Here is a 25,637-nt window from a genome sequence, read left to right as displayed (position 1 = left end):
TTGTGAAACGGCCGGTTCAGACTGCTCTAATTACCGTCCTGTGGGCAAGCTCACTCTGGATTTGCTTCTGGCTCGGGTTTCTCAAAAGTCAGACGATTGCCAGTCAAACCCATCATCTGGACAATTTGCGTTCCTTATCCGACCAGAAGGCACTTTTAGAGAATATCACTGCAGGTAAGATTTCTAAGGCACAAGATGAACTTAAGGAACGCATCTCTCTTGGTGAATCAATGGTTCAGATACAAGTCAGTCCGAATTACAGTTTTTTTGACGCCCTACTCTATGCGATCTATCCGCGAGAAGCGTTAACACTGATCAAAGTTTCTAATTCGAATGATCGCGAAAAGAAATAAAATGACTACCTTACTTCAGGATGGATTCGATCTCCCTGTCGTCAAAAATCAGGTCGGTTCTCGTCTCCGAAGAAGCCAATTCTTGCTTGCTTGTGACGTCGACCACCCAAAGGATCGAGATGCGAGTTAAGTCCAAGTTATTGATCCGGAGTTCTCTTCTTCTCATCGGGAGTCTCCTAACTGGATGGATTTCATATTGGGCCGGATTTAGCAAAGCTTTAGAGATTGGGCTATACATTAACCAACTCCACGATCTGTCGCAGGCAACCGAGAATGACATGATCGTTGCGCAGCTTGAGTCAGGAAAAATTGAAGAGGTCCGATCTCACCTCAAAGTGTTAAGCAGCATTTTGAAGGAGCAATCAAAGTTACAAGGCAGTGAAACCAATTCCATTTCGGATCTGCTTGTTCCGACGAGCGGCCTATCGCTTGTTCGTGATTACGAAGCGCGTCGAGCCAAGACGCCGAACATTCAACGCAGTCGTTAGAAGTACTGCAATCTATGTGGAGCCGTGTTCCCGTGGTCGCATCAAATCAGACCGCAATAACTGATTTGATGGCGATGCATCTGTCCAATTCTGGGGGGCCTAAATGACATACGCACTGAGGAAAAGTCGCAGATCGACTACGTTGATTGCTTTGTTCCTCGGCGCACCATATGCAGTCGCTAGTCATGCGCCACGCATAGTCGTTGATGCTATAGACATCCAGCATGACTCTGACAGAGTCATGCTGGTCATGTCCGTTATCAACTGCAGCCCGACAACCTTGCACGCGGATGCTGCCAATATGCCTTGGGGCGAGAACACAACAGGACTTACGTTGAGGCAGGCGTCCGAGATGCCAGGAGGTGAGTTCCGGCAACTCATCCCTATCCGACACTCGGCCCCTTATGCAATGGTCATTCCTCCCTGGGGCCGAGCTAAAGGCTCGATAGACCTTACGGAGCGGTTTCCTGATCTGACCAAAGCGAATAAGAACAAGAGGTTTGTGCTTTTCTGGACATACAATACGACGCTTCTTGTAAAGAATGGCGGCAGCCAGCTTTCTGGCGTTGTAAATTACCCCGACGATACCGCCTCTTCCAATCATATGGGGAAGGACGCCTCATCGGCGTGTTCTAAGGCGCCATAGTTGTTGTCTTCAAGCAGGAAACCGAGGTACCGTGGGTAATAGGACGAATAATCCACAGCGAGACGCCGTGAAGCTCTTCGACTTCGTAGATGGCGGCGATGGCGCCATGATGGTCGTCGGAATCGCTGAATCGGCCGAATTTGCACCCGGCTATCAGTTCGAGATGGCGCCACGTCGCGACGCCGGCATCCTTGTGGTGGCCGAGGACGGATCGCTTAAGTGGCGCCCACTACCTCGGATGCCGCTCTTGCTCTGCGAACGACCGCAAGGAGCACTGCGGAACATCGTTGAAGTAAATATGCATGCTCCACTTCCCGCCGCGGCGCTCCCTCCCTATCACGGCTTCTATGTGGACGGTCAGAGGATATATATTCGCCAAGCTTCCCGGCGGAAGAATGGTCCTACCTCAAGTTCGGGTTCCTCGTCGAATCATCAACTGCGGATGTCCAGTGGTACAAAGAGGCCGACGAGGACTTAGCGCTGGTGTCGCGAGCTTAAGCGCACTCCGTAGCAAAGCAACACACTTGCGCGCCGAACGTCCTTTCGTAATCGACATGTATTGGGTTAACACACCAATGCCGTTGTTAAGTTACCACATCAACATTTCAGACACGGGGCGGCATTGGTGATGAAAAGTGCGATACAGGACGTATTGATCCTGGCGCTGGCCATCTCCTCGATCTCGTGCTCTGATCGTGTGACACAGTTTGATGGGATGATACCGTCGGACGCGACAAATGTTTCGTATCTCCGTCAGTCCGACAAGAGCATGGGTGTAACTTTTCACGTAAGATCGCAGCGCGATTCATATCAGGACATCGATGCAGTACGAACAAAGCTGCGCGCGTCGGGGTACAGATTATGCAGCAAATCGGCAATCAGCAAATGGGAGCCGTTCCCGCAGAATGCTCAGCCCCCTGTACCTTCCGTTTATTGGATAGATGAGCTTTACACCATGGAAAACTTTGGCAGGTTCTTCCTCATTCGTACAACCGAGTCCCCTGCCAAAGACGGTAGTACATGGATCCAGAACTTCTTTCTTGCACTTCAGATCGTACCTAAGGGCAGGCAAAACATGGCTTCCATCAAGGAGTTTTGTGATCCCGTTGCACCTTACCCGGTATCTTTCCTACCGAACAGTACTGATCAAACTTGGCTCCAAGCAGATATGAAGTATCCAGATGGACAAGTTGCACATCTTGGAGACGTAGTGACGCTCGGCGGGAGCGAAGGGCGGGTCGTCTGCTCTCTCGACACGAAAGAATACGGCGAGGACCCGGATTACTCCGAAGCTCAGTGGGGGTATCTTCAAAGAGGGATCATGGCCGAGTTTCCGGCCTTTGGACTTATTCACTTTGTGGAGTCCGAGCATGACCTTCTGTTGGTTCGCAGGGCGGCAATACCAGGGGCAAGGTAGAAATACTTGAGAGGCACCTACGACGTAATGGATATTCCCGAGGAAGCATCTTCCCACTAGCATGCTTTCACCCAAGGATGGGATGACGAGCTATGCAACTAGGGCTTCTCGTAAGTCGCGAATATCTGGATGGCGAGGACTCCCCGCTCCACCGGCTGCTACATCGATGGGCAGCCGGCATTTGCGAGATGGGTCTCACCTTGTGTGTTCCCGCAGATTCGTACGACGCCGTCCGACGCATCCGTGGTCCCTCCGACCGTTCTGCATTGACGTCCTACCCTGGCAATCATTTTTACGATGTCATACGAATGGCCACAGCCATCGTCGATACCGGTAGGAGTGGCGTCTTGGATGGAGTCGTCCATCTGGCTGCACCCGGCGACGAATCGACCCTGACCCCCGAGGTACGGGCGCTGAGGCGTTTATGTCTCATCCATGCAAAGCCCTATCTCATCACCGCGGCTTCCGCCGTGGAGTGGATAGAAGCAGAACGGATTATTTGCGGATTGCCACCAAGGCCCCTGACCGGCTCGCGTCACCGATTCGCACACCAAGCCATCGCACTTATTGCGCACGACGCATGGAAGCCTTGCATGGTGGAATTCGTCGTGAGGCACTTTGCGCTGCTATCAAGCTTTTCTCGCCGAATTTGCACGGGGACCACGGGTTGTCGATTGAACGATCTCGCTCGACAACAGGGCTGGTCGCGGGATGAAGCGTGGGCCACCTGCTACGAAAGCGGCCCAATGGGCGGCGATGTGCAGATTGCCGATCTCGTGCTTTCGGGGCAATGCCAACAGGTGATCTTCTTCCATGATGTGCGCGTGAATCATCCGCATGAGGCCGACATGTTGCTTCTCGAACGGGCTATCGCGGCAAGCACTGCCGAGGTCGTTTATTTCAGTGGCGCTGCGGTGGCATATCGATGGGCGGAGGCTGCCGAGCGCGAGGTAGGTGACAGACTATGAGGGATGGCCGCCACCGGCGACCACCCCCATGTTGTTACTTCGCCCCCGGAGCCGTCCACTCCTTCAACCAAGCATTCACCGTCTCATGCCACTGCACGCTGTTCTGCGGCTTGAGTACCCAATGATTCTCATCGGGGAAGTGCAATAGCTGACTGGGAATACGGCGACGCTGCAGCGCCGTGAACGCGCCCAGACCCTGGGTATCGGGAATGCGGAAGTCCTTGCCGCTGTGGATGACGAGCATCGGCACGCGCCAGTCCTTTACGTGATTGACCGGGTTAAAGCGCTCGTAATTCTCCGGATGGTCGAACTGCGTGCCGCCATTTTCCTTTTCCTCGAACCAGAGTTCTTCGGTTTCGTAGTACATGGCGCGCGCGTCGAAGACACCATCGTGGTCGACGAAGCACTTCCACGGCTGGTTCCAGTTGCCCGCCATCCAATAGACCATGTAGCCACCGTAGCTGGCGCCAAGGGCGCAGGCACGGTTGCCATCGAGGAAGTTGTACTTTGACAGCGCCGCGCTCCAGCCGGCCTTCAGATCCTCGAGCGGCTTGCCACCCCAATCGCCCGAGATGGATTCGGTGAAGGCCTGGCCGTAACCCGTCGAACCGTGGAAGTTGACGGTCACCACGGCGAAGCCCTGGCCAGCGTAGGTCTGGGCGTTCCAGCGGTAGCTCCAGCTGTTGGTCATCGCGCCTTGCGGACCGCCGTGGATGATGAAGGCGACCGGGTAGGTCTTCCCGCGCTTGTAGCCGACCGGCTTCACCACGTAGCCCTGCACGGTTTCGTTGTTCCAGCCCTTGAAGGTGAAGAACTCGAAATCGCCGGTCTGTGCGCCCTTGATGCGCTTGGCGTTGAAGTGGGTGACCTGCTTGAGGCCCTTGCCCTTCAGGTCGGCGGTGTAGAGGTCTGCCGGGCGCTTGAGGTCGTCGCGGGACAGCAGGACCTTTGAACTGCCTGCCGAGAACGCACCCACCGAGCCGTCGGTGACGAGGACGCTGGCCTTACCCGTCGCCACGTCGATGGCGAACAGCGGATGTTGGCCCTTGTCGTCGGTGGTGGTGTAGAGGGTCTTGCCATCGGCCGAGACCTGGAGGGCTCCGGCGGAGCTATCCCACGAAGGCGCCACTTCCCGCTTGCTGCCGGAGGCGAGGTCCAGGGCCATGATGCCGAAGCGGTCTGCCTCGGAGCCCGGCTCCTTCATCGCCGTGTAGAACAAGGTCTTGCCATCGGGCGATACCAGCGGGTTGGCGTCCCACGCCAGGTTCTCCGCGGTGAGGTTCACCGGAGCGGCCGAGCCGTCGGCCGGGACGCTGTAGATGTCGAAGTTGGTCGACCACGGCTCGGTCGTGCCGGCGATGCGGGCATCGAAGTAGACGGTCTTGCCGTCCGGCGAGAAAGAGAACTCGTCGTCCCCACCGAAAGGCTTGCTCGGCACGTCGCCGTCGATGTCGCGGCTCAGCAGTACTGGCTGCGAAGGAGCATTGGCATCGGCGATGTACAGCTGCGAGCGGCGGCCGTCCGTCCAGGTGTCCCAATGACGGACGAAGAGCTTGTTGTAGACCGTGCCGGTGGACTTGTCCTTCTCGCGGCCGTCCAGGCGCTCCTTGGTGCAGGCGAGGTCGGGGCAGTCGGTGAATACGTCGTAGCTTAGGAGCAGTCTGGAACCATCCGGCGACAGCTTAAAGGCATTGACGTCCAGAGGGGCATCTGTGACTACGTCACCGGTACGAACCGTCAACGCCAGGCCTTTGCCGGAATTGTCGGCATAGAACGAGCGGCGCCAGACCTGCGCCGTGCCTTCCTTCGGGGCCGTGTAATAAATCGACTTGCCGTCCGGCGCCCAGCGGGGGGATGAGCCCTTCTCCACGACCATGACCGGTTGCGGTGGCTTGTTGAGATCGACGACATAGAGGGAGGTGACTCCCTTGTTGGCCGCGTAGTCCGTGGCGCGGACGGAGAACAGTGCGTAGCGGCCGTCCGGGGACAGCTGGGGGTCGCCGACGCGGTCCATCATGACTAGGTCGCGGATGGAGAATGGATGGGGGGTGGTGCTGTCGGCGTCTGCGGACAGGACGGGGCCGGACGCTAGGGCCAGGGCTAGCGCGGCTAGGAGGGGTTTCATGGTGGGGGCTCCCTTGGGTTGTGCTTGGGTGGGACGGTACGGGGGCGTAGCGGCGGGCGCAAGCGTCGCCTCATCGCACCGTAGGAACGAGGTTAGGGAAGACGGCTGCGTTTCGCGTATTCTTTCCCCGTTCGGCGACATCGCACGAATACTCCAGGGGCAATATGTACGGCAAATATGTGGATGGGGAACCAAGGCGTCACCGCACGGCGCTCGTCATTGCCATTCTGGCAGGGCTGCTAGCCTTTCTGCTTCGGTGGTACTTCGTCACCCATGCCCAGGTCCTGGAAACGATCGACGCGGGCCAACTGCGTGGCGATGCCGTGCAGTACTACCGTTATGCGTGGAACATCGCTCATCGCGATGTTTTCTCGAGCGCATCACCCACGACCGCCATCGTGGTGCCGGACAGTTTTCGGGACCCTGGCTACCCCCTCCTGATGGCGGCAATCATGGTATTGACGGTTAGCTTCCCAGCTTTCTACGCAAAGATGCTGCTGTTACAGGCATTGCTCGGAGCCATCACCGTTTCGCTTTTGGTGTTAGCTGCACGCGATTGGCTACCGAGTGCTGGACTGGCCGTGTCCGCACTACTGATGGCCATCTGGCCACATAGCATCGCTATCACAGCCTATCTCGTGTCGGAAACGCTAGTGGCACTGCTATGCGCAAGTGCGCTGCTGGCGCTGAGATGGGCCATCAGCAGCCAGGCACAGCATCGCTACGTAGTTACAGGCCTAGCATTTGGACTCACTGCGATAACCAACGCCGTATTCATCCCCTTCGGAGTCGTGCTAGCAGCCGTTCTGTGGCGGCGAAAGCTCGCCAATGGGCGACTTGTCCTTGCATTGGCCCTAGCATCCCTGGCGCTGCCATGCCTATGGGGCGTCCGATCAACGATGCTACCACCTTCGGCTAGCGCGACGAGCCGTGCAGTAACGAACTTCGTGCAGGGATCCTGGCCAACGTATCACGTCGCTTACCATTTGGCGGCGCGGGGAGAAGCCGAAAGCATCGACCAACTTCGTGGCATTCAGTACGAAATTGACCTTCTGCAGAACGACCCTCTTGCGGGCTTAGCCCTTATGCGGCATCGCATGGGTGAGTTAGCCGTTCCGTATTTACGTTGGTACATCGGCAAGCCGGCACTGCTATGGGGTTGGGATATCCGGGTCGGCTGGGGGGATATCTATGTCTACGCCACTCGCTTCTCTCCGTTTGAAAAAGGCAGGCCGTGGGCTCCGATAGAAAGCGCGTGTTTCGTGCTCAATCCTGTATTGATGGCCTTAGGATTCATCGGCGCCCTGGCAGCCCTATTCCTGAGGCGACGCGATGCGATAGCCCTCGCCTGCTCGTCGCTCGCCCTCTTTATCACGCTCGTCTATGGTTTGCTTCAATCTGAGCCACGTTATTCGATCCCACTTCGGGGGGTGGAGATACTCCTCGCGACTTGGGGCGCTGTGTCTGTCGCCGCGGCACTACGCGCGCGTGCAACAACACGCGAAGGCTCCGTCCCACCGACCAAACATGCATCCGACTAGGCGGACTTGGGGGCCGACGATACCCATGTCGCGCATGCTCACGTGCCCGGCGCCTAGACGTCGCCGACAAGGCGCGGCCGGCTTGGGGATATGATGATGCGACTCACAGATCAAGCCCAAACGAATCGATGGAGTTCGGCGGCGATTGCCGCGGTCACGCTATTCGCATTCCTGGTGCGCTTCTACTACGTGTGCACGGCAATCGTCGATCGGCCAATTCGTGGGGACGCACTTCAGTACGTCGCTTATGCCCGCAATCTGGTTGCGCACCATGTCTTTTCTATGCAGGCGCACACGGCGAACCCGTTACCCGACAGCTTTCGAGATCCTGGCTTTCCCGTTTTCCTGGCCCCCATCCTCTCAATATTTAGAAGCGATGAAAGTTTTTATGCGGCTGTAGTCATTACGCAAAGCATCTTGGCCGCACTAACGGTGGGCGCTTATTCGCTTCTGGCCAGAAGGTTCTTTGGCCTTGCGGCGGCTATCGCTGTAGGCGTCGCTCTGGCGCTTTGGCCTCATTTAATTGTGCTCTCAGGCAATGTCCTCAGCGAGACCTTACTTGGCTTTCTCGTTGCAGTCGCAATTCTGCTCTTAAGCGTGGCGCTCGATCGCAAATCAGCGAACTGGGGAGGTTGGGCGGGCATGACATTCGCCGCAGCCGCACTTACCAATGCCGTTCTTGTCCCCCTCATTCCGTTACTGGCCGCCGTGGCAGCGTGGCGCGATGCACCGCGACGATACCTATGGATCGTCGTGCTACTGACGGCATTGCTGCCGCCCCTTATCTGGGCCGGCCGCAATGTGTCAATTCCATCTGAGTTCGGATCGAGCGACCGCGCCACAGTGAACTTCGTCCAAGGCTCCTGGCCCCGCTATCACGATGCATGGACGTCCGCAACACTCGCCGCTGATGATCAATCCATCGCCACAATGAGAGCCATGGAGGAGGAGCAACGGCTGATGCAGAACAGCATCCTGGCAGGACTCAGAATGATTGCTTCCAGGTTTTCGGAGCAACCTCTTCGGTACCTACAGTGGTATGCGTCGAAACCCATCGAATTGTGGGGCTGGAGTATCGGCATCGGCTCTGGAGACATATACGTGTTCCCTACTTACAACTCGCCGCTTTCCACGAATGGGCCGCTCAAGGTAACCACAGATATTGCGTTCCTGCTCAACCGGATAATCATGCTCCTGGCAGTAGTCGGAATCGTACTTATATTCCTTCATTCGAGTGAGACTCCTGCGGGGCTGATTGTCGCCGCGCTTCTTGCGGCGTATGTAACGTTTGTGTTTACCGTACTCCAAGCGGACGTACGCTATTCGGTACCCTACCGAGGCATTGAATGGCTCCTCGCGTATGCGACCATCCACAGGTTTACCAGTTGGGTCCTACGCATTCGAAAGAAGGCTGGCGAGCCCGCGATGGCGAGCCACGAATAGGTGATTGAGATCACGTTTGGACATCCACCGTCGCGTTGCCGTCGCACCGTGGTACGAATCGTGCTCAGCACTGGGAACACCCTGCCAAGAATCTCCACCCATGCACTCGAAGAATCGACTTGCTGGTTTCACCCTCATAGAATTGATGATCGTCGTGGCGATCATCGCCATCTTGGCTGCCATTGCGATACCTGCTTATCAGGACTATGCAGTCCGAGCGCAGGTCTCAGAGGGCATAACGGTCTCTACCGGAGCCAAAAGTGCAGTCTGGGATTTCTTTGCCGACAAGGGACGGCTCCCGCCGAGTAACGAGTCTGCCGGCCTAGCTTCGGCGGTATCAATCGCAGGGAAGTACGTTTCTGGAGTTACGATCACGGACGGAGCAATACGGGTGTCATTCGCCACGGCTGCCGCCAATAGCCATGTCAGGGATAGCAATCTCACACTTTCGCCCATTACCAGTGCAGGTAGCATCGCATGGGTCTGCAAGGGATCGTCCATGGAAAACCGCTATCTCCCGACCAGCTGTCGCATTTAAGGTGACGCAAAACGTCACCTTATGACATTCCACGTCATGATGCATCGCATTGAATCCCAAGAAATTTTCTTGTTGCTCAACAGACGTGACACTCGGCACAATTCCGGCACCCGTAATATGCGGGAATACGCGCCGTCGGGTGTGGCACGTAACATGCAGCCGACAAGCGAGCTTCCTGGTCGTTCCTGACCACGTGAGTGTGAAAGGGGATCGGGCCCTTCCTAGGGGGAGCCGGTACCGGGGCTCAGGGGGCATCACAATCTGGTTAGCTAACCACCAAGAGATAGGACACGCCATGAAGAACGTGCAGAAAGGTTTTACCCTGATCGAACTGATGATCGTCGTCGCGATCATCGCCATCCTCGCGGCCATCGCTATCCCGGCCTACCAGGACTACACCATCCGCTCGCAGGTCTCGGAAGGTCCGGTCCTCGCAGACGGCGCCAAGACGGCTGTGGCTGAGTTCTTCCAGAATACGGGACGTTTCCCGAAGAGCAACGCTTCTGCGGGCCTGGCTACGGACGGTTCCATCAGTGGCCAGTACGTAACCAAGGTTGGAGTTGACACCAGCGGAACGGGCCTTATCACTGCGACGTATGGTGGCAAGAAAGCCAGCACCAAGATTGGTAGCAACGCGACACTCGTCCTCTCGCCCATCACCAACGCCGGAAGCATCGCCTGGACCTGCAAGGCTGGCCAGAACATCAAGCCGAACTACCTGCCGTCGAACTGCCGCTAATAGCAGGAGCGGCATTCGAAAAAGGGGCCGCGTAAGCGGCCCCTTTTTTTGCAATGTGACGCCGCAGCCTAGCCGTTCAGGCAGATCTGACGTCGAGTGTAGGCACCGGAACTGGCACAATAAGCTCGTATCGGGACCATAGGAACTGTGCAAGATCGCTCCGCGCCCAATACGCCTCACCCAGCACTTAGTCCACACATCCAATGGATCCATGGTCGTCAGTCGTCTCACAAGCCTCCTAGCCATCGCTACGCTTTTGATTAGCGCTTGGCTGGCCTATCACCCTGGACTTAGGGGTGGCTACCTTTTCGACGACTATGCCAATCTTCCTTCATTAGGTGAGACAGGACGTGTCGACAACGGAGCGACATTCGCACGATATATAACATCAGGTACCGCCGACCCTTTAGGCCGACCCGTTGCCATGGCAAGCTTCCTGATCGATGCTCGCGATTGGCCGGCCGACCCAGCGCCATTCAAGCGAACAAACGTCCTCCTTCACTTGGTGAACGGCTTCCTTCTTTATCTTGTGCTGAGCGCCCTTGGTCGCCAGAGCTTACCTCTCGCATCAATATCGCGGTTAAGGGCCTCGGCTTGGATAGGCGCAGCACTGTGGACACTTCACCCACTATTTGTTTCGACCACTCTCTATATAGTGCAGAGAGAAGCGATGCTGCCGGCCACGTTCACTTTAGCTGGCATGCTTGTTTGGGTGAAAGTCAGGCAGGCGTTGGAGAATGGCGCGATCAAAGCAGCGACGGCATATGCGGTAATCAGTCTAGTGTTTTGTACAACACTAGCAGCGCTGTCGAAAGCCAACGGCATCTTGCTGCCAATACTAATTCTCAGCATCGAATATACCGTGTTTTCACGCGCCCCAATGAAGGTATCCCCTAGGGCACAACGACTACACCATATCCTGTTGGTCGCCTGTTGGATGGTCGCGATCGCCGTTGGAACGGCACTGCTTTATGTTGCTATATCGAGCATCAACAACGGCCTTGCTCATCGTTCCTGGACGGAACAACAGCGTCTCCTTACCGAGCCAAGGATTCTCTGGCAGTACCTTGGCCAATTGTGGATGCCCCACCCGTACACGGCCGGTGTATTCAATGACGCCGTGATCGTATCGACCGATATCGTGCACCCGTGGACCACCTTACTTGCGATAGCCGCCCTTTCCGCTGCGCTAGTCGGAGCGATTCTGTATCGGCATCGATGGCCTTTCTTCGCCTGCGCTTTTCTTTTTTTCTTTTCGGGGCACCTGCTTGAGTCGACTAGCATACCTTTAGAACTCTACTTCGAACACCGTAACTACTTACCAGCAATGCTATTGTTTTGGCCTCTCGGATTATGGTTTGTTGGTGCTACTCAGAAAGAAGGTGAAACAAGATCCTATCCCTCTCTTTCCGTTCGATATGTCATCGCTACTATCGTGATCCTATCGCTTGGCCTCATGACTTACGCCAACGCGGCAATTTGGGGCGATACGGCTCACCAGGCATCACTCTGGGCAGCGCTGAATCCCGAGTCGCCGCGTGCGCAAGTCATTGCGGCACAGGAAGAACTACAAAGTGGTGCAGCCGACAAAGCCGTTGCGCGCCTCGGGCTAATGCTGGTCCAGCACCCATCCGAAGTACAGGTCGCTTTCAATCTCATTGCAGCGCATTGCGCTCTTGGCGATCTCCGTCCAGAACACCTAGCCGCCGCGCAACACGCCATATCGACCACCGCTGACCCCGGCACCCTCCTCGTAAGTTGGTTCGATAGAACGATCGAGGCTGCAAAAAAAGGTTCTTGCCAAGGACTCGATCTAGACGATTTGACCACGCTCGCGAAGTCCGGCCTTGGCAATGCTCGACTTCCGGCAGGGCGCCGTCAAGATATAGAGCATGTTCTAGGAGCTATCGCGTTGAGCATGAACCAACCCGACAGCGCTTTACTATATTTCAATCGCGCACTCGCATACGATCCGCGTGAGCCAGCCGCCCTACGTCAGGCAGCCGAGCTGGGATCGGCAGGTTACCCAAGCTATGGACTAAGCCACCTAGAAGCCTTTGATTCACTCCCCGCCGCAGCGATCAAGGCGTCACCTGGAATGCCCGTGATACACGCGTGGATACTAAAAAAACAACAATACTGGCTACGGGAGAGGCAACGCCTCGAGGCTACGCTCCGCGCTGATGCGGCGTCAAACTTGTGAGCACAGGTATCTATAGCCGGATCATCAAGCATCCATGGATTATTTTCTTCCTAGGCGTTGTTCTGACGATAGCCGTTTATGTTCCGGGGTTATCTGGTGGCTGGCTTTTCGACGACTTCCCCAACATCGTCGATAACCCCGGGGTGCACCTGGAACGGTGGAGCGTTCCCAATCTAGTGAATGCTGCGCTTTCGTCACCATCCAGCGACTTTAAGCGTCCGCTCGCATCCTTGAGCTTTGCGATTAACTACTTGTTTAGCGGAAACGACCCGTCGGCAATGAAGCTGACCAACCTCATAATTCACTTACTCAATGGGCTGGCTGCGTTCCTCTTTGTCAGAGAGCTTCTCTGGGCGATTCGTCCGGAAGCTCGTACCCGAGCAGCGTGCATAGCTTCGCTAGTGGCCATGGGATGGCTTCTACTGCCCATCAACCTCACGGCCGTCCTGTACGTCGTGCAACGCATGGAAAGTTTGGCGAATTTATCCGTTCTTCTCGGACTATGGGGCTATGTTGCCGGTAGACGGCAAATGGTTCGGAGAGGACACGGTTTGCTTGTAGCGACCGGTAGTGTCGTCGCCGCAACAGCAATTGGAGTACTGGCTAAAGAAACAGCCGTTATGCTTCCTCTGTATGCGGCGTTGACTGAATTCTTCATTTTTCGCGGAAAGCGGCAGGAAGGCGCGGCGCGTGATTGGCGTATTTTCGCCTTCTTTACCGCGATATTGCTCGTGCCGATGATCGCTGGTGGCCTGTGGCTCTTACCCGGTCTAATTGACCCCGCAACTTGGATTACCCGTGATTTCACCCTAAAGACCCGCCTCCTAAGCGAGGCTCGTATCATCGTCGATTACGTTATATGGACCATCTTTCCTTCCCCCCATGCTCTTTCCTTCTACCACGACGACTTTGTCATATCACAAGGCCTTCTTGATCCGCCGACCACAGCGCTAAGCGTCGCAGCACTTGCAGGACTCACTTTGCTTAGTGGTTTGCTCCGGCATAGTTTGCCTGCTGCCGGGCTAGGTATCGCCTTGTACCTCGGCTGCCACCTCTTGACAGGAACGGCGCTGCCGCTGGAACTCGTGTACGAGCATCGCAATTACTTTTCCAGCCTCGGCCTTATCCTAGCCGTCTTGGTTGCCGTTGAATCTGTTCCATATGCATTTTCCGTTGCTCGTCGACTGGCTTACTTCGCCGTCGTCCTACTCGCTGGACTCTGGACTGTACAGACCTTCGTGACAGCGAGGGCATGGGGCGACCCGATCGCTCTCGCCCGTGAGCTTGCATGGAGAGGACCAGAATCACCACGTGCTCAGTATGAGCTGGGCCGAATGTACATCATCGCCTCGCATTACGATCCTGCATCGCCATTTACCCGCCTGGCCTACGAACCACTCGAGCGCGCTGCACGCTTGCCTGGGTCAGCGATCCTACCGGAGCAGGCGCTAATCTTCATGAACTCGAAGATGCATCTCGCGATCAAGGACGCTTGGTGGACGAGCATGATAGACAAACTCAAGATGCGACCAGCCACCATTCAGGATGAGAGCGCGCTCGACGCTCTGGCGGCATGCTTACGCGATACGTCGTGTGATTTTCCAGCGGATCCTCTTTATAACGCGTTCTCAGCGGCCCTGTCGCACGACAGGCGCAGCCCTCGACTTCTAGCCATGTATGCCAACTTCGCCTGGTCTACCTTGCACGATGGCGATCTAGCCATTCGCGTGCAACGCGAGGCAGTGGCCGCCGCGCCCAGGGAAGCTGCCTATCGCGTCGGATTGGCTCGATACGCGATCAAGCTTAACGATCATGCCGAGCTCGTGCGGCAAATCGACAGCCTGGAAGCCATGAACGTCGGTGACCGACTGGAGGCCGACCTAACACCGCTCCGGGCTGCTCGTGACCGTGCCTTGCCCCCCAATTGCGCCCGTACCGAAAAGTCCTGCGCCCAATGATCGGTAAGCTTGCGCGCAGCAGCCTCGTGACCATAGGCGTCCTGGGATTACGTATGTTGACCCAGGCGGCAACTCTAGTTCTCATCACCCGGCTCCTTGGACCATCTCTTTACGGCGACTACATGGCAGCGGCATCGCTCGCAGTAGTCGCGGGCCTCATTCCGAACCTAGGCTCAGGCTATGTACTCATGGCGCGCACGGCGAGCGAAGGCCATTCAGCGGTAGAGACATGGAGATATGGATGGCCACTGAGTATCTCTATCGGTGCATTCCTGTGCCTGGGCTTCCCATTCGTGGCGCAACTCCTTACCCGTGGAACACTGTCGTTCGGCGACCTGCTGCTCATCGGCTTCGCAGAACTGCTCGTGACGCCGATAACGCAGTTGCTGGGGTTTGTCCTTCAGGCACGTGATCGTGTACCCCAGGGCCAATTCCTACTTTGGCTTCCCCTTTGCTTTCGCGCCATCGCAGCAGCAACATGCTTGATACTTGTTGAGGACGGCTCATTACATCTCTTTGTTGCGCTGCAAGCTGCAGGTGCCACGGCAGGCCTGGCTACAGCGCTAATCATGACTCTTCGCGTAGTTCGGCTTCCATGGGCACCCAGGCGCCCTACGCGCCAGGAATGGCGATCCGGTGCCGCTTATGCGGCAATGCATGTCGTTGCAGCCAACCCTGGCGAACTGGACAAAATGACCTCTCCTTTATTGCTAGGAGATCACGCAGCTGGCATCTATAGTGCCTCCTCACGCGTGATGAACGCGGTTGTCACACCAGTGCTCGGCATCCTGCTCGCATCGCAGCCCCGTCTATTTCGCCATGGCTCCGCGCCCACGTCAGATGGACAGCGGCTGATACGTACCCTTGGCTATCTCGCATTTGCTTGGGGGGTCATTAGCGCTCTCGGAATGGCAGTGATAGCCCCAGCGCTCCCGTTTATTCTAGGTCAGGCGTTCTCGGATACAGCTCTTACGCTTCCCTGGATGGCGCTTGCCGCTCCATTTGTGTCCCTGCGAATGGCCGCCGGAACAATTCTTGTAGCGCTGGGCAAGCCGCTACAGCGACTTCGCTTTGAACTCACCGGTATCGTCGTCCTTGGATGTCTCCTCACTATAGGAGCCCATGTACTCGGCTTGCGCGGGATGGCATTAGGGCTGGCCTGCTCCGAAGCCTGCATGGCCACATATGGTTATATTCTAGTGCGTGCTGCCCGGACTTGAGGATGCTGGCGGCGTCAGGCTGCGGCAACGCCCTAAACACACATCCAGTGCAGCCACGCACAGGCCTCGCCACGGGCGTATGGCGCGGAAGCGAATACTGCGAATCGATGCGCGCAGCCCAAGAAATACGACACGACCTGCGACGAGACAAATTCTTCCGCCCAAGCCGTAGCCCAACCGAGAAACCATGAGCAAGTGCGCACGTGCCATATGGTATTCGTAAAAGAGCGAGCCATTCCCGCTGCTGCCGGACCCCTGGTGAATCACTACCCCTTCGGGCACATCCAGCAACTCGATACCACCCTTGGCAAGGCGAAAGCTGAGCTCAATATCGTCCCCATAGAAGAAGAAGGACTCGTCAAACAACGGCGCACGCACGAGCGAATGATGGAGCATGAGGCATGCACCACCGAGCAACGCATGTCCACGCCAGCCCGGGCCTGCGGGAGAAACCGTTGCGGAAAAGTGCCTATAGTACGTACGCGCGGGCACAAGCCCTGTAGGCCCGTCGATCGACGGTGCCGCAATCGACGGGAGATCGCCTGCTACGGCGCGACGCAAAACATCGACCGTGCCCTGAGCCAATGTGGCATCGCTGTTGATCAGCAATACATCAACATTGGACATTGTTCTCTCGATCAGTTCGATGGCACGATTAACACCAGCAGCGAAGCCCAGATTGCGCCCGGGTTCAATGACATGCAATCTTACCGACGCTTCGCCTAACGATTCCTTTAACGCGTGCAGAGATGCTCCGCAATCCTCGGAATTATCAACGAGCACCACGGTGGACACGCCTTCACTCGCTAGCGACTCTATGCAACTACGCGTCATCGCCGCGGAACGAAAGTGAAGCAAAATAGCGATGCAATCACGCATGATCGGCGCCACGCTCTGGAGCAAAGGCTATTACGACCAGTTCGTCACCACCAGCCGGTAAAAAGGTGGCCATAAGATCGGCCCACCAACCCTCAAGACGTCCCAAAAGCTTCCGAAGCTGATTGCCCCACCCCGGCCGATAACCGGCAATGCGTCCGCTTTCGCGAGCGATGCTACGTGCGTGATGCCCACGACGGAGAACTCGTGGTGCAACAAAGCCAGCTTGCCGCAACATATCCTCCATTGCACTCGCACTCGGAATGCACAGGTGCCGAGGTGCTTCAAGCCCACGCCAGGAAGAACGGAAGATACGCGCACCGGTGCCGTTGGGATTGGGCCATGCGAGCCAGATCATGCCTCCCGGACGAAGCCGTCGAAGGCAGTGACGCAGATCGGCCCTAGGATCTGGAACGTGCTCGATGCTGTGGCGCAAAGTCACCGCGTCGAAGGGGCCTGCGACGTTCGGCTCTTCACTGTCGGCAAAACCCACCCACGACTGAAGCCCTTGCGCCCTACAAGCATGGACCGCTTTCGGATCAGGATCCAGGCCAACGGCATGCCAGCCGAGACTTATGGCACGCTTCAGAAACTCCCCGTTACCCGAACCTATATCGAGTACGCGGCGCTCGCCCTCCCGGACTCGATAAAGGTGTCGGCCGTGATAGTCGAGTTTAAGCCGTAGCGGCTCGACAATGCTGAAGAGAATGAATCCAAATTTTGAGGCTGGCCGCACACACGCCCCGAAGCGACGATTCATGTAGCTATTAACAGATGATACGGCGCAGCGCTTTAGGCCCGATTGAGCACCCGAGAGGTGTTCAATGTCGTGGGTATAGTAATTTTCATAGGCTTCACCTATTGAATCGTCGGAAGGCCTCGGATCCGGGTAGAGACTATGACAGTGGGAGCATCGCCAGATCGTCCACAGGTCTTCGGCATCCAGGCCGCGCAAATGGTCGAACACGTGTGAGGCATGGAGTCGACGCCTTAAATCACCACAGGCAGGACAAACGGGTACACGCACCGCAGCCCCGCCGCTCCATGTCGTTGATACTACTTTGGTCACGCTGAGTTCCGAGTAATCGCATTATTACTCTTTCGAGCGACAACTACATTTTCTTCGGCATAACGCACGCTGAGTGTAGCAAGCGTATCTGTGAGCAACGAAAGCAATCCGGCGATGGACGAACTAGCACTTAACCAACGGCCACCACGCGTCCGGGCAATCTCGGCACTACGCCTGTAAAGCCTGCCTGTATGCGCCCCCCGACGGCGAACCTCGACAATGTCGAATCCCGCTTCGCGACAGGCGCTCTTGAGAACATCGATAGATGGCAAGCATAGGTGGCGGGGCACGTCATAGCTCTCCCAGTTCAAACCATAGAATCGAGCTCCAATCGCTGCAGGATTCGGTAACGCGATCCAAAGGGTCCCTCCCGGGGTCAGCATATCGAACATTCGACACAACATGCCCCTGGGGTCTGGAACGTGCTCAAGAGAATGACTCATGGTGATCGCGTTCCAGTACGAAAACCGCTTCTCGATAGCAAGGTCGTCAATGAAACCGTGGGTAACGGCGATCCCACGCTCACGGCAGGCATCGATCGCAGCATGATCCGGATCGACACCCTCCGCTTCCCAACCCATAGTATGTGCCAGCGCGACGAAATCGCCGTTGCCACAGCCCACATCGAGCAATCGCCCCCCAGATGAACGCACAAGATGACGGCCAAAATAGTCAAGCTTGAGCCGCAGCGGTGGGATCATCGAGAACACTAGGCGCCCCCATCGTGACGCCGAAGCACGACGCATACCGAAGCGATAATTTAGGTAGCCGTCGATCAACGAGGTCATCCAGTTCGCGTGCTGCACCACCTGTGGCGATCGATGCGTTACGTAATCAAAATCATACGCGGCAGGAATCGATACATCGTCTGGCCTGGGATCAAGCCAGACGCTCTTACACTGACAGCATGACCATAACTGCCATTCGTCGTCTGTTGGCCTCATAGTGTCATGCATCGATCCTAGGGAAGCACGTTCCTTTCCTTTGCACATGGGACAGAAAGGAACGGCAACGAGATCGCCACGTGACCAATGCCCGTTCTTTATCACTTCACCCACGCTCTTCGTCTCGAACACCGTCAACCATACCCCTGCAAATCTTTCGCCACTGTTCAGTCCGGCCTGGGCCGTAGAGAGTCACCACACACAATGTCAGCACGGCCTTTGCTACGGCCCATGTTTTCCACACGACAGGCACATACCGGCGACGCAACAACTTTATGGTGTTCCTGTAAAGGTAGTAGTGGCGAATCGGGCTACGTTCGGGCCATACGCGCCATCCCAGCAGCCAAAGCCGGCGTCCGCGATTTCCCATGCGGTGTTCGAAAGACAGCCAAGGGATACCAAAAAGATGAAACCCATGGGAGGTCACGCGAAACGACCACTCGGTGTCGACGTGGTCGATGAACAATTTCGAATCCAGCTCGCCGATTCGATCCACCATGTCGAGCGACATAGTGGTACCGCTACCGTTGAGGTTAGCCACCGGGAAAGGGCCGGCATCGGCTGAGGGAAATGCTCGCGCCCATAACCAACCATGAGCAACATAATGGAATCCGTGTTGCATGCCCGCAGAGGGATCGACTAACGCAGGCCCAACGCAACAGAGGGTGCCGGTTTCGGACTGCACGCGGTTCAATGCATCGAGCAAACCCCTTGGGACATTCGGTGCAAAGGTCGAATCTTGATCCAGCAGAAGAACCGCGCGGCTACCGGGAGCATGGATACGAGCAGATACCATCCCTTCATTCAGTGCAGCACCGAGGCCTGCGTTCACATCCTTCTCAACCAATAGCAACGACCGAGAATTTGTCGCCAAAATGCGCAACTGTTCTCGAATTTCAGCGGAGGACGCGTTATCGACAATGACGCGTAAACCGACGTCGACCAGTGCCTGAAGTTGTTTCTTAAGCAAAACAAGATCGGGATTGAACGTAACCGTTACGGATGCCAGTTCGTCAATAGTTAGGAAGCGCGGCTTATGTTCCATGCTTAGCTTCCGTGAGCGGGCGGATTTTCTCGCCGAACGAAGCCCACGCGAACCCTTTCGCAAACTCTCGACTGCCGGATTTGAACTCGCCACTAGCTGCATCCAACACTCGGCCGATCGCGTCGACGAAGCCTGGATAATCGCCAGGCTTCACCAGGAACCCAGAAATACCATTCGACACCGCATCAGGAACACCGCCGACAGCGAACGCGACTGTTGGCAATCCATGGGCTGCCGCTTCGATGGCGACCATGCCGAAGCCTTCGACATCGCCAGGAATATCCCGCACCGGAAATATGGCTACATCCGCTGCGGCATAAGCGCGCTTAAGATCCTCGTCATTCAACTCGCCATGCATAACAACGTGCCTTTCGAGCCCCAAGGCAGACACCGCTACTTCCACGGAGGTTCTAACACTGCGTGCGACGCGGCGCAGTGCATCCGGGGCATCGTTTCCGACGACAGCTAAGAGAATGTCTGGATACCGCTCGACAATGAGCGGAAGCACGTACTCAATGAATTCGACGAGGCCTTTGCGTTCGGTCAAGCGGCCCACAGATAGCAGAACGCGCCGCCCACCCCATCCCTTATCTCGGCGAAACGAGTCAATCGTTGAACCATGCGGAAATTCTTGAGGTAAATCGACGCCAGGATGCACAATCCGAATGCGTTCTGATGATATTCCGGCCGCCACCGCCAACTCAGCAGTATTTTTGCTGTTAACCACACATACGTCGCAATGACGAATGAAAGGTAGCCAAAGATTCCGATATACGGCGCTATCTACAACTATATCGAGACCATGAAGATAGACTGCGGCACGAGCCCCAGAGAGACGTGCGGCTATCCATGCGAACGGAGCACAAAGCCCGCTTCCAGCCATGACAAACGACGGACGACGTCTTAGAACTGCCCGCATCGCTCCGAATAGCGCGCTAAAAAGAAAAATCGGCAATGGCTTCAACCTGCATTCAATGGCTGTAACACCATCAGGCAGTTCACCGCGACATCCTTCCGGGCCAACTACATCCAGGCTACCGCCTTGGTTCAGTTCGCGTGCCAATTGAAGGTTCAGGCGTTCCATTCCGCCGCGCAATGGCGGTAAATTCCGCGTGATCAGCAGAACATGTCGCACGCGAGATCACCCCTTATTCCGCTGTGCGTAGTGATACACCTGGTATTGCCATGCAACAGGCCAGAGCCCTAGCAGGATTGCCTGGATTGCACGAAAAGGCCATGTTGGCCATTTGCCATGAACGATCCACCGCCAACTAAGTGGGTGTAGGTCACGTCGACGTTGCCGAACCGTCAAACCCGCGGATCGGAACAGTGCCGCCCATTCGTCGAGCGACATGACGTCTTCCTTAACCTTTATCTGATGAGTGCCGCCATAGAGACCAAGCCTGCGACTGAGGAAGCCTGCATTCGGCACGAGCAGCAAGAACTCTGCGTTTGGCCGTGCCACCCTCAGCATTTCACGCAAGGCACCAAGTTTGTCTACAAAGTGTTCAAGCGACCCCATGCACGTGACGACATCAAAGCTGGCATTAGGAAATGGAAGAACCTCGGCCGGTCCGGCTCGAAAATCACCATCTGGATATGCAACCCGAGCAGCTTCAATGGCCTTGATCGACAAATCGATTCCACTAATAGTGCGAGCACCCATGGATGAGAACTGGCCTAGCCAGGCCCCGGTTCCGCAGGCTACGTCCAAGACATCTCCACCACGGACCAAGGTCAGCCCACGCGCCGCCATACGACAATGCCAAGGCAGCTTATGCTGTTTGTCAACGTTGCTGGCGTAGTATTCATCGTCATAAAAGGCTCGGATCCCGTCGAGCTCACGCTGCTTATCATTCGATTGCAAGCTCATCGCGACGCGCTTCCATGTTCGCCAGGACGATAAGTCAGCGAAGTAATTTGCTCGGACACCAGGCCGATAAGAAACACAATGACAGCAGCGCTCCACATCAGCGTACTGCCGTTGGTCAGTCGACCCTCATGAACGAAGGTCCAGGCATAGTTGGCGCAACCGAGCAGGAAGAAAACAGCGCTGACGGGGAAAAATAACTTCAACGGAGAGTACAACGTAGCTATCTTGAAAATGATCAACAGGAAGCGCACACCATCCTTCAACGGCTTGATGTGACTCTTTCCCACCCGCTGGGCAGCCTTGATCGGTTCATAGGCCACGCCGTAGGCACTGCGGAAGAACGCCATGGTGCTGGTCGTCGGGTAGGAGAACCCATTGGGCAGCAGGTGAATGAATTCCCTGAACCGATTAGCCCTGACCACGCGAAACCCTGAGGTGAGATCAGCCACAGTCTGTCCAGTCATCTTGCTGGCCAACCAGTTATAGACGGTATTGGCCACACCTCGACCCACACCAGCCTGGCTCTCCCAGTCCCGCGCACCTACGACCATGTCGTAACCCTGCTCCAGTCGTACAAGGAGACGGGCGATGTCGGCGGGATCGTGCTGCCCATCCCCATCCATGAAGACGAGGACCTCACCCGTGGCGGCGCGTGCACCGCGCTTGATAGCCGCACCGTTGCCCATGGAATACGGAGACGAGAGGCAGGTCACCCCCGCCTGCGCACAAACAGCACGGGTGTCGTCGGTGGAGCCATCGTCCACCACGATGATCTCGGCGCCCGGCTGGGCAGCTGTCAGGCGGGGCAACAGGTCTTTCAGTGCAGCCGCCTCATTCTTGGCGGGCAGGATAATGCTTATACGACTCAAGATATCTCCCCCATGGTCGTTGAATCATAAGGGATATCGCCCTGTGGAAACGAGAAGGGCGGCGCGATCCGGTTACCCGTCACAGGACAATGCCGTACCGTGCCGGTCAGGCGTGACCAATCCCAAAATGTGGAGTAGATTCAGCCGCGTATCTCGGGGAAACAGGTTCTTCATGGCTTCACAAATGCATACGCCGATCCTGGCGGGCCTCACCGGCATGGCGCGCCGCCTCGTCACCGAGAACGTGCTGCCCGAAGCCGACGTGCGCAAGGCCGTGCAGGACGCCGCGGACAAGCGTGTCTCTCTCTCCGCCTGGCTGGTCGACCACAACCTGGTCGATAGCCCGAAGCTGTCCCAAGTCGCCTCAGCCGAATTCGGCATGCCCCTGATGGACATCGGTGGCATGGTCCCCGCCAACATGCCCCTGGACCTCGTCACCGAGGCCCTGATCACCAAGCACCAGGCCCTGCCCCTGTTCAAGCGCGGCAAGCGCTTGTTCGTGGGCATCGCTGATCCGATGCAGTCTCACGCGCTGGACGAGATCAAGTTCCACTCGAACCACATGGTTGAGCCGGTACTGGTCGAGCGCGGCCAGTTACGCCGGATCATCGATACCGCCCTTTCGGCCATGAGTGCCAATGTCCCGGGTTTCTCGGACGGCGGACTGGACGAGCTGATGCTCGAATCCGGCGAAGACGAGGGCGAGGGCACCACGGGCATCGATGCCAACGCCAACGACGATGCCCCCGTCGTCAAGTTCGTCAACAAGATCCTGGTCGACGCCATCAAGCGCGGGGCCTCCGACATCCACTTCGAGCCCTTCGAGGCGGTCTACCGCGTCCGCCTGCGCATGGACGGCATCCTGCGTGTCGTTGCCACGGCCCCTATCAAGCTGGGCAACCGCATCGCCTCGCGCCTGAAGGTCATGAGCGGCCTGGATATCGCCGAGCGGCGCGTTCCGCAGGACGGCCGTATCAAGCTCAACCTGACCAAGACCCGTGCGATCGACTTCCGCGTCAGCACCCTGCCGACCCTGTTCGGCGAAAAGATCGTGCTGCGTATCCTGGACGGTTCCTCGGCCAAGCTGGGCATCGACAAGCTCGGCTACGAGGACTTCCAGAAAAAGCTGTACCTGGACGCGATCGAGAAACCTTACGGCATGGTCCTGGTCACCGGCCCGACCGGCTCCGGTAAGACCGTGTCGCTGTACACCGCCCTGAACATCCTCAACACCGAGGGCCGCAACATATCCACGGTGGAAGACCCCGTCGAAATCCGCGTCGAGGGCATCAACCAGGTCCAGCAGAACACCAAGCGCGGCATGACCTTCGCCGCGGCGCTGCGCTCGTTCCTGCGCCAGGATCCGGACGTGATCATGGTCGGCGAAATCCGCGACCTGGAGACCGCCGAGATCGCGATCAAGGCGGCCCAGACCGGCCACATGGTGCTCTCCACCCTGCACACCAACGATGCTCCGCAGACGATCGCCCGCCTGATGAACATGGGCATCGCGCCCTACAACATCACCTCGTCGGTGACGCTGATCATCGCTCAGCGCCTGGCCCGGCGCCTTCACGACTGCAAGCGGCCCATCCAGTTGCCGCCGGCTGCCTTGCTGGCCGAGGGATTCACCCAGGAAGAGGTGGACGCCGGCATCACGATCTACGAGGCGGTGGGCTGCGACAGCTGCAACGAGGGCTATAAGGGCCGCGTGGGCATTTACCAGGTCATGCCCATGGTGGAGGACATCCAGAAGATCGTCCTCGAAGGCGGCAACGCCATGCAGATCGCCGAGGTAGCCCGAAAGGCAGGCATCAACGACCTGCGCGCCTCCGCCCTGCTCAAGGTCAGGAACGGCGTCACAAGCCTGGCCGAGATCAACCGCGTCACCAAGGACTGATCCGGTCTCTACGCTGCCTGCGACACGTGAAGATGTGCGCCAGGCGGCAGAAAGGGACGCGGCCGAGCGGTCACACTAGAATAAGAACAGGGGCCGGTCCGGATGGAGCGGCCCACTGAAGCATCACTCCGGGGGGAATACCGCGTCATGGCTACCGCCACCGCCACAAAGAACGTACGCGCCGTTGGCGCCGCGCGTGCCGAAGTCAATAAGCTGGTTACGTACGATTGGACGGCCCTCGACAAGCGCGGCAAGCGCATGAAAGGGGATATGCAGGCCAAGAATGCGGCCCTGGTCAAGGCGGAATTGCGCCGCCAGGGCATGAACCCACAGACCGTCCGGGAGAGGGCCAAGCCGCTTTTCGGTGGCACCGGGAGCGCGGTAAAACCCCGTGACGTCGCGATCTTCAGCCGCCAGATCGCCACCATGATGGCGGCTGGCGTACCGATGGTGCAGGCCTTCGACATCATCGCGAGTGGCCAGAAAAACATTCGACTGAAGAACATCCTTACGGACGTCAAGAACGCTATCGAAGGCGGCGCGTCCCTGCATGAGGCCCTGGCGCTCTACCCCGTGCAGTTCGACGAGCTCTATCGGAATCTCGTCCATGCGGGCGAGTCGGCGGGTGTCCTGGACACGGTGCTGGACACCGTCGCCACGTACAAGGAGCGCATGGAGGGCATCAAGGCCAAGATCAAGAAGGCCCTGCTCTACCCCATCATGGTGCTGGTCGTGGCGGCGCTGGTCACCATGATCCTGCTGCTCTTCGTGGTCCCGGTGTTCGAGCAGACCTTCAAGGACGCCGGTGCCGAACTGCCCATGCCGACGCAGATCGTCGTCTCGGCCTCGCGCTTCATGCAGTCCTATTGGTGGGTGGTCATCGGCAGCATCGTCGGTGGCATCGCCGCCATCATCTTCGCCAAGAAGCGCTCGTTGAAGTTCGCGCATTTCCTGGAGCGGATGTCGTTGAAGCTCCCGGTGATCGGCAATGTCCTCCGTCTGTCCGCCATTGCCCGTTTCGCCCGCACCCTCGGCGTTACCTTCCACGCCGGTGTGCCGCTGGTCGAGGCGCTCGAAGCCGTGTCGGGCGCGACTGGCAGCATCATCTATGGTCAGGCGGTGCTACAGATGCGTGACGACATCGCCGTGGGCCACCAGTTGCAGTTGTCCATGCGACAAACCGGCCTATTCCCGAACATGGTCGTGCAGATGACGGCCATCGGCGAGGAATCGGGGGCGCTCGACCACATGCTGTTCAAGGTCGCGGAGTTCTACGAGGAAGAAGTGAGCAACGCGGTAGATAACCTGGCGACCCTGCTCGAGCCGTTGATCATGGTCATCCTCGGCGCGATCGTCGGCGGCATGGTCATCTCCCTCTACCTCCCCATCTTCAAGCTCGCCGGCACCGTCTGACCCCGATCG

General features: G+C 57.3%; 21 protein-coding genes. 13 read left to right on the top strand and 8 right to left on the bottom strand.

Going from position 1 to position 25,637, the window contains the following annotated elements; translation table 11 throughout:
• The first annotated feature begins 2 nt into the window (after window positions 1-2).
• From QFZ41_RS15205 to QFZ41_RS15190, 4 genes are all read left to right on the top strand, one after another.
• On the top strand, window positions 3-353 hold the full coding sequence (locus tag QFZ41_RS15205; RefSeq protein ID WP_429199521.1) for a hypothetical protein: 351 nt from the start codon (window positions 3-5) through the stop codon (window positions 351-353).
• 278 nt (window positions 354-631) lie between these two features.
• Window positions 632-841 carry a hypothetical protein gene (locus tag QFZ41_RS15200; RefSeq protein ID WP_429199520.1) on the top strand — a complete coding sequence of 70 codons (210 nt, stop codon included), beginning with the start codon at window positions 632-634 and terminating at the stop codon, window positions 839-841.
• 1,274 nt (window positions 842-2,115) lie between these two features.
• Window positions 2,116-2,904, top strand: a complete 789-nt coding sequence (locus tag QFZ41_RS15195; RefSeq protein ID WP_429199519.1) for a hypothetical protein — start codon at window positions 2,116-2,118, stop codon at window positions 2,902-2,904.
• A gap of 308 nt (window positions 2,905-3,212) precedes the next feature.
• On the top strand, window positions 3,213-3,872 hold the full coding sequence (locus QFZ41_RS15190; RefSeq protein WP_429199518.1) for a methylglyoxal synthase: 660 nt from the start codon (window positions 3,213-3,215) through the stop codon (window positions 3,870-3,872).
• A gap of 34 nt (window positions 3,873-3,906) precedes the next feature.
• On the opposite strand, the gene QFZ41_RS15185 is transcribed toward QFZ41_RS15190, so the two are convergent.
• Window positions 3,907-5,997 (bottom strand): prolyl oligopeptidase family serine peptidase, encoded by a 2,091-nt coding sequence (locus QFZ41_RS15185; protein ID WP_429199517.1) that lies wholly within the window; start codon window positions 5,995-5,997, stop codon window positions 3,907-3,909.
• A gap of 164 nt (window positions 5,998-6,161) precedes the next feature.
• Between QFZ41_RS15185 and QFZ41_RS15180 the strand changes: the two genes are divergently transcribed.
• From QFZ41_RS15180 to QFZ41_RS15150, 7 genes are all read left to right on the top strand, one after another.
• Entirely contained in the window at window positions 6,162-7,538 is a 1,377-nt protein-coding gene (locus QFZ41_RS15180) for a hypothetical protein (RefSeq protein ID WP_429199516.1), read from the top strand.
• Between the two features lie 90 nt (window positions 7,539-7,628).
• Window positions 7,629-8,981: an ArnT family glycosyltransferase gene (locus QFZ41_RS15175; protein WP_429199515.1), complete on the top strand. Its 1,353-nt coding sequence runs from the start codon at window positions 7,629-7,631 to the stop codon at window positions 8,979-8,981.
• 100 nt (window positions 8,982-9,081) lie between these two features.
• Window positions 9,082-9,519, top strand: a complete 438-nt coding sequence (locus QFZ41_RS15170) for a pilin (protein WP_429199514.1) — start codon at window positions 9,082-9,084, stop codon at window positions 9,517-9,519.
• Between the two features lie 295 nt (window positions 9,520-9,814).
• Window positions 9,815-10,258, top strand: coding sequence for a pilin (locus QFZ41_RS15165; RefSeq protein ID WP_429199513.1), 444 nt, complete (start codon window positions 9,815-9,817; stop codon window positions 10,256-10,258).
• Window positions 10,259-10,682: 424 nt separating this feature from the next.
• Window positions 10,683-12,461, top strand: coding sequence for a tetratricopeptide repeat protein (locus QFZ41_RS15160; RefSeq protein WP_429199512.1), 1,779 nt, complete (start codon window positions 10,683-10,685; stop codon window positions 12,459-12,461).
• Window positions 12,458-14,419, top strand: a complete 1,962-nt coding sequence (locus QFZ41_RS15155; protein WP_429199511.1) for a hypothetical protein — start codon at window positions 12,458-12,460, stop codon at window positions 14,417-14,419. Before QFZ41_RS15160 ends, QFZ41_RS15155 begins: the two co-directional genes overlap by 4 nt.
• Window positions 14,416-15,639: a lipopolysaccharide biosynthesis protein gene (locus QFZ41_RS15150; RefSeq protein ID WP_429199510.1), complete on the top strand. Its 1,224-nt coding sequence runs from the start codon at window positions 14,416-14,418 to the stop codon at window positions 15,637-15,639. Before QFZ41_RS15155 ends, QFZ41_RS15150 begins: the two co-directional genes overlap by 4 nt.
• Here the strand turns inward: QFZ41_RS15150 and QFZ41_RS15145 are convergent.
• From QFZ41_RS15145 to QFZ41_RS15115, 7 genes are all read right to left on the bottom strand, one after another.
• Window positions 15,616-16,518, bottom strand: coding sequence for a hypothetical protein (locus QFZ41_RS15145; RefSeq protein WP_429199509.1), 903 nt, complete (start codon window positions 16,516-16,518; stop codon window positions 15,616-15,618). The genes QFZ41_RS15150 and QFZ41_RS15145 overlap by 24 nt on opposite strands.
• Window positions 16,511-17,482 (bottom strand): class I SAM-dependent methyltransferase, encoded by a 972-nt coding sequence (locus QFZ41_RS15140; protein WP_429199508.1) that lies wholly within the window; start codon window positions 17,480-17,482, stop codon window positions 16,511-16,513. The genes QFZ41_RS15145 and QFZ41_RS15140 overlap by 8 nt, the downstream gene beginning before the upstream one ends.
• 98 nt (window positions 17,483-17,580) lie before the next feature.
• A complete protein-coding gene (locus QFZ41_RS15135; RefSeq protein ID WP_429199507.1) occupies window positions 17,581-18,372 on the bottom strand; it encodes a class I SAM-dependent methyltransferase in 792 nt (263 codons plus the stop codon).
• Between the two features lie 262 nt (window positions 18,373-18,634).
• Window positions 18,635-19,573 (bottom strand): glycosyltransferase family 2 protein, encoded by a 939-nt coding sequence (locus QFZ41_RS15130; protein WP_429199506.1) that lies wholly within the window; start codon window positions 19,571-19,573, stop codon window positions 18,635-18,637.
• Complete coding sequence (locus tag QFZ41_RS15125; RefSeq protein WP_429199505.1) at window positions 19,563-20,708, bottom strand: glycosyltransferase family 4 protein; 1,146 nt, start codon at window positions 20,706-20,708, stop codon at window positions 19,563-19,565. The genes QFZ41_RS15130 and QFZ41_RS15125 overlap by 11 nt, the downstream gene beginning before the upstream one ends.
• A 6-nt stretch (window positions 20,709-20,714) precedes the next feature.
• Entirely contained in the window at window positions 20,715-21,446 is a 732-nt protein-coding gene (locus tag QFZ41_RS15120) for a class I SAM-dependent methyltransferase (RefSeq protein ID WP_429199504.1), read from the bottom strand.
• Window positions 21,443-22,315, bottom strand: coding sequence for a glycosyltransferase family 2 protein (locus QFZ41_RS15115; protein ID WP_429199503.1), 873 nt, complete (start codon window positions 22,313-22,315; stop codon window positions 21,443-21,445). The genes QFZ41_RS15120 and QFZ41_RS15115 overlap by 4 nt, the downstream gene beginning before the upstream one ends.
• A 172-nt stretch (window positions 22,316-22,487) precedes the next feature.
• Here QFZ41_RS15115 and pilB point away from each other — a divergent pair, with 172 nt between their 5' ends.
• Together pilB and QFZ41_RS15105 are read left to right on the top strand one after the other, a co-directional pair.
• Entirely contained in the window at window positions 22,488-24,215 is a 1,728-nt protein-coding gene (gene pilB, locus QFZ41_RS15110; protein ID WP_429199502.1) for a type IV-A pilus assembly ATPase PilB, read from the top strand.
• A 147-nt stretch (window positions 24,216-24,362) separates the two neighbouring features.
• Window positions 24,363-25,628 (top strand): type II secretion system F family protein, encoded by a 1,266-nt coding sequence (locus QFZ41_RS15105; RefSeq protein WP_429199501.1) that lies wholly within the window; start codon window positions 24,363-24,365, stop codon window positions 25,626-25,628.
• The last annotated feature ends 9 nt before the right edge of the window (window positions 25,629-25,637 follow it).

The organism is Luteibacter sp. W1I16, assembly GCF_050434905.1.
Taxonomy (GTDB): Bacteria; Pseudomonadota; Gammaproteobacteria; order Xanthomonadales; family Rhodanobacteraceae; genus Luteibacter.
This window is presented reverse-complemented; position numbering and strand designations above follow the sequence as displayed.